This is a genomic window from Staphylococcus sp. Ze2, assembly GCF_048568365.1.
In the GTDB taxonomy this organism is placed as follows: domain Bacteria; phylum Bacillota; class Bacilli; order Staphylococcales; family Staphylococcaceae; genus Staphylococcus; species Staphylococcus xylosus.
The window spans coordinates 475,858-487,132 of record NZ_CP183486.1; the positions used below are offsets into that span (position 1 = coordinate 475,858).

Annotated in this window: 10 protein-coding genes and 1 riboswitch; all 10 genes read left to right on the top strand. The window is 33.0% G+C overall.

What is annotated here, in order from left to right:
- The first annotated feature begins 641 nt into the window (after nucleotides 1-641).
- The 10 genes from ACM591_RS01990 to ACM591_RS02035 all read left to right on the top strand — a co-directional run bounded on the left by ACM591_RS01990 (nucleotide 642) and on the right by ACM591_RS02035 (nucleotide 11,110).
- Nucleotides 642-1,565: an AEC family transporter gene (locus ACM591_RS01990; protein WP_029379224.1), complete on the top strand. Its 924-nt coding sequence runs from the start codon at nucleotides 642-644 to the stop codon at nucleotides 1,563-1,565.
- Nucleotides 1,566-1,666: 101 nt separating this feature from the next.
- Nucleotides 1,667-3,154, top strand: coding sequence for a xylulokinase (xylB, locus tag ACM591_RS01995; RefSeq protein ID WP_418354410.1), 1,488 nt, complete (start codon nucleotides 1,667-1,669; stop codon nucleotides 3,152-3,154).
- 149 nt (nucleotides 3,155-3,303) lie between these two features.
- A riboswitch (TPP riboswitch) is annotated at nucleotides 3,304-3,413 on the top strand.
- Between the two features lie 59 nt (nucleotides 3,414-3,472).
- Nucleotides 3,473-4,066 carry a thiamine phosphate synthase gene (locus ACM591_RS02000; protein WP_037557364.1) on the top strand — a complete coding sequence of 198 codons (594 nt, stop codon included), beginning with the start codon at nucleotides 3,473-3,475 and terminating at the stop codon, nucleotides 4,064-4,066.
- On the top strand, nucleotides 4,053-5,159 hold the full coding sequence (locus ACM591_RS02005; protein ID WP_418354411.1) for an NAD(P)/FAD-dependent oxidoreductase: 1,107 nt from the start codon (nucleotides 4,053-4,055) through the stop codon (nucleotides 5,157-5,159). Before ACM591_RS02000 ends, ACM591_RS02005 begins: the two co-directional genes overlap by 14 nt.
- On the top strand, nucleotides 5,160-5,360 hold the full coding sequence (gene thiS / locus ACM591_RS02010; protein WP_029379227.1) for a sulfur carrier protein ThiS: 201 nt from the start codon (nucleotides 5,160-5,162) through the stop codon (nucleotides 5,358-5,360).
- 1 nt (nucleotide 5,361) lies between these two features.
- Nucleotides 5,362-6,129 carry a thiazole synthase gene (locus ACM591_RS02015; RefSeq protein WP_029379228.1) on the top strand — a complete coding sequence of 256 codons (768 nt, stop codon included), beginning with the start codon at nucleotides 5,362-5,364 and terminating at the stop codon, nucleotides 6,127-6,129.
- Nucleotides 6,129-7,127, top strand: a complete 999-nt coding sequence (locus ACM591_RS02020; RefSeq protein ID WP_029379229.1) for a ThiF family adenylyltransferase — start codon at nucleotides 6,129-6,131, stop codon at nucleotides 7,125-7,127. The genes ACM591_RS02015 and ACM591_RS02020 overlap by 1 nt, the downstream gene beginning before the upstream one ends.
- 230 nt (nucleotides 7,128-7,357) lie before the next feature.
- Entirely contained in the window at nucleotides 7,358-9,208 is a 1,851-nt protein-coding gene (gene nrdD, locus ACM591_RS02025) for an anaerobic ribonucleoside-triphosphate reductase (protein WP_058625986.1), read from the top strand.
- Nucleotides 9,205-9,741 (top strand): anaerobic ribonucleoside-triphosphate reductase activating protein, encoded by a 537-nt coding sequence (nrdG, locus tag ACM591_RS02030; protein ID WP_038679252.1) that lies wholly within the window; start codon nucleotides 9,205-9,207, stop codon nucleotides 9,739-9,741. The genes nrdD and nrdG overlap by 4 nt, the downstream gene beginning before the upstream one ends.
- 385 nt (nucleotides 9,742-10,126) lie before the next feature.
- Complete coding sequence (locus tag ACM591_RS02035) at nucleotides 10,127-11,110, top strand: choloylglycine hydrolase family protein (protein ID WP_038679250.1); 984 nt, start codon at nucleotides 10,127-10,129, stop codon at nucleotides 11,108-11,110.
- Nucleotides 11,111-11,275 lie beyond the last annotated feature (165 nt).

Consider the following 11,275-nt stretch of genomic DNA (forward strand, 5'->3'; position numbering starts at 1 on the left):
ATGGAGTAGATGTAAATTATCACTAATCAAAAGATTCATGTTCAATTCCTTGAGACATTAATTCATATACATAAACTATAGATTGTATATATTATTAAAAACTATTTTTTATAGTCATTCTCGGGTGTTATTTTGCTTTCTTAAATAAACTAAATTGTTTTATTGAGGAAGATGTTTAAAAGGTGTAAATTAATATTAAAGGATACTATTTGATTTGTTATCTATTCTTAAAATTTATTTTCAAAAATACCAAATAATGAGGTGAAATAAATGTTAATAATGGTTGCAGTTCTTACACCCATATTACTTGTCGGCTTCATAGTGATGTCAATTTTAGAAGAAAAGAAAAACAACAAGAAAAAAGGGAAGAAAAAATAAGTTTATTAATATAAATTAATAAGCAAAATTGGATTTACTAATACAGAGACAAGTTGTTTAACGTGAAACAAAGCTTAACAGTCTTTGGGGCATATTCAGATTTTGCATTATATAAAAGAAATTGCTTCGATAGCTCATATGCAGAGAGTTTTAGCATAAAATATGTGTGATTGATTTTTTCAAAGGGGGTACTTATGTAAATTTCTCATTATTTCATAAGTATAAAAAAGTTAGTGGAATTAGGCAAAGGGGGCAAAATTAAAATGCACGAAATGTTGATTATTTTAGAGACTGTATTGTTGCCTATTTTTATTATGATTATAATAGGATATATATTGCAGAAAAAGTTTTCATTAGATTTAAAAACATTAGCAAAATTAAACATATACATATTTGTTCCTGGATTCATATTTGTGAAATTTTATAAGACAAATTTTGAAATCAAATTATTATTGTATATCGTATTATTCTTTATCATATACATAATTATTCTTTACGGTATTGGTAAGTTATTGACATATTTTGGTACAAAGGATAAAGGTGAAGCGACAACTTTAACGAATAGCATATTATTCTTTAATTCAGGCAATTACGGTGTTCCAGTAAATGATTTAGTATTTAAAGGAGATCCTTTAGCTATGTCTGTTCAAGTCATTGTACTTTCCTTGCAAAATATATTTACTTTTTCATATGGCATATTTTCAATACAAGCTGTACATATTGGGAAAATCAAGGCAATGTTGGGTTACTTTAAGATGCCTGTTTTATATGCTTTGATATTCGCCATTATTTTAAATTATGGTAACGTTACCATACCTAAGTTTATATGGACGCCCGCAAACTATATTGCAGATGCAATGATTGCAATTGCTTTAATATTATTAGGTGCTCAAATTGCTAATATTAAATTTAGTTTTAAATGGTCAAGTTCATATGTGTTTATATTTGTTAGGCTGATTGTTGGACCGGTAATAGCCCTTGTAATTATCAAACTGATGGGGCTTGAAGGTATCATAGCACAAGCGTTATTTATTACTTCAGCCATGCCTACGTCTGTTAACAGTTCAGTTATTGCCCAGGAATATGATAACTATCCTGAGCTTGCAGCAGAATTAGTCTTTTTATCAACATTACTGAGCGCAATAACCGTAGTCATCGTCATTTATATATCAAAAATATTATTCTAACTTCAGATTCATTGTAATATCATATTATTGGAATTTTGAAAGTTATTTCAATATGATACAGTTGTTGAATATTTAAAATCTAACAAAAGGAATCGATGATATTGAATGAAGCAGTGTTAGGGATAGATGTAGGAACAAGTTCAGTTAAAGTTATTTCCGTAAATAAAGAAGGAGAAGTTCTAGCTAAGGTTAGCGAAGAGCTTGATATTATACAACTTCAATCCGGATACAATGAGCAACAACCAGACGAATGGTTTGAAGCAACAAAATCATGTATTAGACAAATATTAAGTAACGATTCGTTGAATGATATCTTTATTCGTGGCTTATCATTATCTGGTCAAATGCATAGTTTAGTGGCATTAGATAGCGATAATAAGCCGATTCGAAATGCGATTTTATGGAATGATACTCGATCTACACGTCAATGTGCAACAATAGAACAGCACTTTGGTAATTATGTGTTATCAAATCCAGTGTTAGAAGGTTTTACACTAACGAAATTACTGTGGATAAAAGATAATGAACCTAACAATTGGAACAAAATAGCAACATTCTTATTACCAAAAGATTATGTGCAGTTTAGGCTAACTGGCAAAATAAATATGGAATATTCAGATGCTTCAAGCACACTATTACTAGATCCAAAACAAAAAAATTGGTCGAAGACAATTGGTTCAAAATTTGGTATCGGTGATATTTATCCAACACTCGTATCATCTGGAGATTTTATTGGATATTTAGAAAGTAGCTTAGCTAAATCATTAGGATTAAAAGAGTATGTAGCGGTTTTTGCGGGTGGTGGTGATAATGCATGTGGCGCACTTGGTGCGGGTGTTATCAAATCCAATGATACATTATGTAGTATTGGTACGTCTGGCACGTTATTAACTTGTGAAGCAGATGAAGGGAAGGCGTATCACCATAATTTACACTATTTCAATCATGTTGTAGAGAATAAATCATATGTAATGGGTGTGACGCTTGCTGCTGGAGATAGTTTGAATTGGTTAAAAAATCATGTGTTCCCTAATTTAACTTTCAATCAAATTTTAAGCTTAGCAAGTGAATCTACAATTGGCAGTGAAGGTTTGTTATTTGCACCATATCTCTCAGGTGAGCGTACACCACATGGCGATTCGCAAATTAGAGGTAGCTTTATTGGGTTAAGTACGTTACATACAAATGCAGATATAGCCAGATCAGTAATTGAAGGTATTACATACTCATTGTATGAAACATTGGTACATCTACGTGAAAAGGGGAAGGACATAACGCATATTACATCAATCGGTGGTGGTGCGAAAAATGATTTTTGGTTACAATTACAAGCTGATATTTTTAATACGAAAGTCAGTAAATTAAAATATGAAGAAGGGCCTTGCATGGGGGCTGCGATGCTAGCTATTATAGGATTGAATTGGTATAAAAGCGTAGAAAAGATAGTTGATCAATTTATTATCTATGATAGAACCTTTTATCCAAATAAAGCCCATCATGAACGCTATGTTAAATATTTTGAAGTATATCAAGAAGTCTATCGTCAGACCCGACCTATAACAGCACGTTTGTTAGAGTTGTCTTTATAAGTAAGACAATACATACTTATGCTAGCTGATATTAGGTACATGTGGTACGAATGTCAAAGTGAGACTTGAAATGTGAATCATTATAAGTTAGATTGTAAGTAATCGCTAAAACGTGTGAAATGAATATTTAATTTGAAAATTTAATAGATAGAAACCACTGGAAGTGCCTTTGATAAAGGCTGAGACCGAAGTAATAACTGAGGGATTCCTAGAACCTGATCCAGTTCGCACTGGCGTAGGAAAGTGGCGTTTTCTATGATAGAAGTAATCATATAACGTTATTTTTCCACCAGGAAAAATAACGTTTTTTTATTTGGAGTGATTATATTGTTTGTTGCTATTACACCATATCAAGATTTATCTGAATCACATATTAAGCATTACTGTGAAATCGAAGGAGTTATAGATTATTTATTAATTAGAACTCCAATGACTACTGAAGAAGTAATTCAGTGGGTTCATGAAATAATAAAAAATGGATTTTCTAAGGATAAGATTATTATTCATAGCGATATCAACGTAATCATACAATGTGACTTGTCGGCAATTCATTTTAGAGAAAATGACCCTCATATTGAGGAGGTACAAGCTAATTATCCCGATATACAAGTGAGTATGTCTACGCATCATAAAGATGGTGTTGCTAATGCTAAGTATTTAGGGATAGACTTTGTGTTGTTTGGACACGTATTTGAGACACCTTCTAAACCTCAGCAGACACCTAGAGCAAAGTCGGAGGTTGAAGGAGCGTTACAAATTGATATTCCGATTATTGCAATTGGAGGTATTAATCAACATACTATGCCCTCCTTACCTAGTGGATTTTCAGGAATAGCCGGTATTTCTATTTTTAATCAATATTCGAAACAAAAACTCATGAATATGAAGGAAGTGTGGGATGGACATGTATGATGTCATTATTATTGGATCAGGAGTCATGGGCATGTCAATCGCACGTGGGTTAAGTCAGTCTTTTGCGAATATAGCTGTGATAGATAGAGATGAAGCAGGTAAGCATGCATCTTATAAAGCGGGTGGAATGTTAGGCGCACAAAATGAATTCACCGAAAACAGTGCTCTGTTTAGTTTAGCAACAACTTCTCAAAAGATGTTTGAACCTCTGAGAGATAGTTTGTTGGAAGAGGTTGGCGTGGATATTGAGTATTTAAATAGTGGGTTAATAAAATTGGCTGCTAATCATTATGAGAATAAAAAGATTGAACAGCAATATCAATTTTTAAGACAACATTTTACATCTGTAGAACGTCTTAGCTCGACTGATGTTCAGCACATGTCCAAAGGAGCGATTACTTCAAAGCATACAAAGGGTCTTTATATGCCTGAAGATCATCAAATCAATGCAAATCACTACACCAAAGCGTTATTGAAATCACTATCACATCGACATATAGATAGGATATACCAAACAACTGTAACCCATGTTGAAGCTATAAAAGGCGGCTACCGTGTGGATACACAAAGTGAAACTTATTATACTGAAAAGTTAATTGTCACGGGTGGCGCTTGGACAAGCAGACTTTTACAACAATATTTACCTTGTGAAGCGGTTAGTGGTGTAAAAGGAGAAGTACTATTAGTAGAACAACCTAATTTAAATTTGGATGTGACCATGTTCCTGACAAATGGTTGTTACGTCGTTCCTAAATTAAAGAATAGATACTTAATCGGTGCAACAAGTTACTTTGATGACTACTCAGTTGGGGTGTCTAATTCAGGAAAATCATGGCTTAAGTCACAAGCTTTGCGTTATATACCTGATTTAAAAAATTGGAAAATTATAAACCAATGGTCAGGCATACGCCCTTATTGTCAAAATGAACATCCTATTATGGATGAAGTGAATAAAGACTTATTTGTCATTGCTGGCCATTATCGCAATGGAATTTTACTTTCACCTTTAATCGGTGAGCTGATAAGTCAGTGGATTATCAATGGGCATAGGCCAAAACAATTATATGATTTTAGATTAGCAGAGGTGAAATAAATGAAATGTAAGATTAATGGTGACGTATTTAACTTTGAACAGCCAATTAATATACAAGAAGTAATTCAATCATTAGGATTGGATGAAACACGCATTATTGTAGAGCACAATGAAACATTAATTAAGAGAGAACAATTTACATCTCGAATAGTCAATGATGAAGATAACTTAGAATTATTAGAATTTGTAGGAGGCGGTTAATATGTTTAAAATAGGCAACTTTACATTAAATTCAAGATTATTATTAGGTACAGGAAAATTTGAAAACGAAAAGGTACAAACTCAGGCTATTGAAGCATCAGAAACAGAAGTATTAACTTTTGCAGTGAGACGTATGAATTTATATGACAAAGATTTACCTAATCCATTAGCAAAAGTTGATCTATCGAAATTCATCACGTTTCCAAACACTGCAGGGGCTAAGACAGCTAAAGAAGCAGTCCGTATAGCAGAAATTGCTGATCACGCAGGCGTTTGTGACATGATTAAGGTAGAAGTTATTGGTGATGACGAAACGTTACTGCCAGACCCATTAGAAACATATGAAGCATGCAAAGTATTGTTGGAAAAAGGTTATACAGTCTGTCCATATATATCCAATGATGTTGTGTTAGCGAAACGCTTAGAAGAATTAGGTGTTCATGCAATTATGCCGCTTGCCTCTCCTATTGGCACGGGAAGAGGAATCAATAACCCATTAAATTTGCGCTATATTATTGAACGCGTTAATGTACCAGTAATCGTAGACGCAGGTATTGGTTCGCCTAAGGATGCTTGTCATGCGATGGAATTAGGTGCTGATGGTATTTTACTTAATACGGCAATATCAAGTGCAGCGGATCCTGTGAAAATGGCAGAAGCAATGAATAAAGGGATTAGTGCTGGAAGATTGAGTTATGAAGCAGGAAGAATACCTGTGAAGTATACAGCACAAGCATCGAGCCCAACTGAAGGTATTGGGTTCTTATGATAGAACGCTATAATCGACAAGTAAGATATCATCAGTTTGGTGAGCATGGTCAAAGCCAACTTCAAAAAACTCACGTCATGATTATGGGTGCCGGTGCACTTGGTAGTCACAGCGCAGAAATGTTAGTAAGGATGGGAGTAGGCTCACTTACTATAATCGATATGGATATTGTTGAATTATCTAATTTACATAGACAGGCGTTATATGATGAGTTAGATGCAGAAAAAATGCTGCCTAAAGTTGAAGCTTTAAAACATAAGTTGAATCAAATCAATAGTAACGTAGAAGTAACAGCAATTAATCGTGAAATAACCAATTTAAACATTGAAAATTTATTAACAACATATCATCCGCATATTGTTATAGATGGTATGGACCATTTTAAAATAAGGTATTTAATAAATGAATCTTGTAACAAGCAAAACATACCTTGGATTTACGGTGCTGCAGTTGGTAGTAAAGGTACTGTTTATGGTATCGATGATCAAGGACCATGTTTGAAATGTCTTCTTGAAACAATGCCCAGTACTGGTGAAAGTTGTGCAATAAATGGTGTGCTGCCACCAGTGATTTATCAAGTAGCTAGTATGCAAGTTTCCGAGCTAATGAGGTGGGTCTCTGGCGAAGCATTTTCAAAAAAACTTATAACTATAGATTGCTTTAATATGCAGTATAAATCTATGGATATTAGTGCTTTAAAACAAAGTGATTGTAATGTTTGTGAGAAACATGAATATGCATTATTAAACGATAAATATGACGCCAAGATAGAGAAACAATGCGGAGACATGTTCTTGTTACGCTTTAATGCCGACATTTTTAACCATACTGATTATTTACCTGTAACTGTAAAAAAATCTAATGATTTTGTGAAACTATTGGCGTATGGATCTCATGAAATCACCTTGTTCAAAGATGGGAGAATGAATATCTATGGTGTTGAAAATGAGGCAGAAGCTAAGAACATTTATAGAGTAATTGCAAAGAGTTTGAGTTGAATATAAAGTGATTTAAAACACTGACTAGGCAATAGGATGATTAACTATTGTGTAGCAGTGTTTTCTACATTTTTAGGTTATTAATATAGATATTTTGAAAACGCAATTAAAGTTCACGAAAACTTCGAAATGTTTTTACGAATTTGTGAACGGCTAGGTCATTCATTGAAACACTATATATTGTGTTGTAAATTGTAATAAGACACAATATATAGGAATGAGGGGATAAAATGAATAAACTCGAACAAGATTTAAAGAATTTAATAACTAAAGATCCTACAGTGATAAATGAAAATGCCAACAAGGATAGTGCCACATTTTCGACAATGAGAGATTTAACAGCCGGTGTAGTATCTAAATCATATGCGCTAAATTATTTATTACCAGAGCATGTTGCAACAGCTCATAAAGAAGGAGACATACATTTTCATGATTTAGATTACCATCCTTTTCAGCCGCTTACTAATTGTTGCTTAATAGATGCAGAAAGTATGCTCAAGCATGGTTTTCAAATTGGCAATGCAACTGTGACCTCACCTAAATCAATTCAAACAGCTTCTGCCCAACTCGTGCAAATCATTGCCAATGTTTCTAGTAGCCAATATGGAGGATGTACAATTGATCGGGTTGATGAATTACTAAGCCATTATGTTCAATATAATGAAGCTAAGCATCGAGGATTGGCTAAAAAATTTGTGCAACCACAAGACATAGAAACGTACGTTGATTATCGAGTTTCACAAGATATTGAAGATGCTATAGAAAGTTTAGAGTATGAAATAAACACGTTATATACGTCTAATGGTCAAACACCTTTTGTAACGTTAGGATTTGGGTTAGGAACAGATACATATAGTCGTAAAATACAACAAGCAATTCTTAATACTAGAATCAAAGGTTTAGGTAAAGATCGTATTACCGCCATTTTCCCAAAACTCGTCTTTTCAATTAAAAAAGGTGTGAATTTTAGTTCGAAAGATCCAAATTATGATATAAAACAGTTGGCATTAGAATGTTCTACTAAAAGAATGTATCCCGATATTTTGAATTATGATAAAACGGTCGAAATATTAGGTGATTTTAAAGCACCGATGGGGTGTCGCTCATTTTTACCATCTTGGAGAAACGAAGATGGGGAATTTGAGAATAATGGAAGATGTAATCTAGGTGTTGTGACATTGAATGTACCTAGAATAGCAATTGAATCTAATGGTGACATTGAAATGTTTTGGAAGATATTCCATGAACGAATGTCAGTAATGCATGATGCTCTAGTATACCGAATTCAACGTATTGCCGAAGTGACACCTGATAATGCGCCTATTTTATATAAAAATGGTGCATTTAAACATCGTTTAACTGATGAAGAAGATATAATGACGTTGTTAAGAGGAAAACGAGCTACCTTATCAATGGGATATATCGGTTTGTATGAAGCGGCTACAGTATTTTATGGACCTAATTGGGAAACACAGTCTATAGCTAAAAAATTTACATTAGATATATTAAAAGCAATGAAAGTTTACCAATTGAAATGGACTGAACAATATGATGTTTGGTTCAGCGTTTATAGCACACCAAGTGAGTCACTAACTGATCGTTTTTGTAGACTTGATATAGAGAAATATGGTGAAATACCGAACGTTACAGATAAAGGATATTATCAGAACTCATTCCACTATGACGTGAGAAAAGATATTACACCATTTGAGAAAATTGATTTTGAAAAGGATTATCCTTTTTATGCAAGTGGCGGTTATATCCATTACTGTGAATATCCAAAATTAAATCATAATTTAAAAGCATTAGAAGCAGTATGGGATTATTCATATGATAAAGTAAGTTATTTAGGTACGAATATTCCGATTGATCATTGTAGAAAATGTGACTTTAGAGGTGATTTTAAGACGACAGCAACAGGCTATAAATGTCCTGAATGTGGCAATGATGACCCTACTACGGTTGATGTAGTAAAACGTACATGCGGGTATCTTGGTAATCCGGTTCAACGCCCTACAATTGAAGGAAGACATAAAGAAATGTGTGCACGAGTGAAACATTTGAAAGACCAAACAACATGACAATATTAGATATTAAAAAAGGACAAGGTTATATTGCCAAAATCGAGTCACAAAGTTTTGTTGATGGAGAAGGTGTCAGGTGTAGTTTATATGTTTCAGGATGTCCATTTGCCTGTGAAAATTGTTATAACAAAGTGGCACAAAATTTTAGATATGGTGAAAGGTTTAACGATTTAATCTTGGAAGAAATATTAGAAAACTGTGAACCAGGTTATATTTCTGGATTAAGCATCCTAGGTGGAGAACCATTTTGTAATTTAGATATTACATTAAAATGCGCTCAAGCATTTAGGGAGAAATTTGGTCATTCAAAGACATTGTGGGTTTGGACAGGTTTTTTATTTGAATATTTAATGGAAGACAAAGGGGAAAGAAATGAGTTGCTTAAACACATAGATGTACTTATAGATGGTCCTTTTATTAACCATTTATACCAACCTAATCTACCATATAAAGGTTCTTTGAATCAGAGAGTAATTGACGTAAAAGCATCTTTATCACAAACGCGAGTACAAGAACTACAACTAACATAATTTAATATAAAAACAAGGTTGAGATAAATAATCTCATAACTACGACTATCAACTTAACAAAACAGTTCGTTATTTTTATTATGCATATATTGCTACATTAAAGTAGATTTAGGGCGAAAATATATTGGACTTTTCACTTATAGGGATGGGACAACACAATCATTTTGAACAAGGTGATTTCTGTCTCATCCTTATTTTTTATAATTTTTAGTGAAGCCGTTACATGGTGAAAATTTGTTTTAAGTATCAGATATTCGGTAAGTGCATATATATCACAAGCGAATTACTATTAATATAAAGCATAATTAATTAAAATAAATATTGATAAAAGATACAAAATAATTAATTTTTTGACATAGAGAAGGTTGAGAGGAGCAAATTAATCATGTGTACTGGTTTTTCATATTTATCGAAAAGTAACCAAGTGATATTAGGGCGTACAATGGATTTTGTGTATCAATTAAAAGGAAATCCAGCAGTACAACCACGTCATTTCTATTGGGAATCCCGCATAACATATAAAGGTAAAACAAAGTATGGTTTTGTTGGATCAGGGAGTGATATGGAAGGATTCTTATTTGCAGACGGTGTAAATGAACATGGCCTAGGTGCTTCAATACAGTATTTTAGAGGATATGCAACATATGCCACAGATGTTCGAGAAGGATATATGAACATTGCTCAAAGTGAAGTGATTACATGGGTATTGGGTTACAATCAAAATATTGAAGATTTAATAAAAAATGCTAAATCTGTAAATGTTGTCTCACACACACTCAATGATATAGCTGAAGTTCCTCCGTTACATTATCATATTACGGATGATTCAGGTAGAACGATTGAACTAACTTTTGAAGATGGTAGTATGATCATAAATGAAAATCCAGTAGGAGTCTTAACTAACAATCCAGATTTGAATTGGCATTATGAAAATTTGAGGAATTATATAAATATTACGCCGCAACGTCCTCAAGCAAGCCAATTAATGAATACTATTTTCCCCACATTAGGAAATGAAGGTGGAACATACGGATTACCTGGTGGGTATACTTCAGCTGAACGTTTCGTGCGTATGGCTTACTTAAAAAATAACTTAGAAGAAACAACTAATGCAGAAGAAGACATACTCAATGCATTTAAACTTCTAGAAAATGTAAGCATACCCAAAGGTGCAGTTCGAGACGAAGAAGCGGCACTTCATTATACTTTGTATCAAACGGTCTTAAATTTAACTACACGAATCATGTACATTAAATGGTATGACTCCAATCAGATTACAGAATTACAACTTACAGAAGATTTATTAAATAAAAAAGAATTAACGATATTTGAACCGGTCTCAGGATTAGTAACAAAACAGTTAAATTAACAAATACAATATAAGAGTAAGCGCCTTTCTATTGAATAGGAAGGTGTTTTTTTGGTTTCATCTCAAAATTTTACTGTAAAGAACCATTTTTTTACTCAATATATAAAGTCACTACTACTCTTACTACAACAAAATATAATTGTATATGGTATTTATATTATCAAG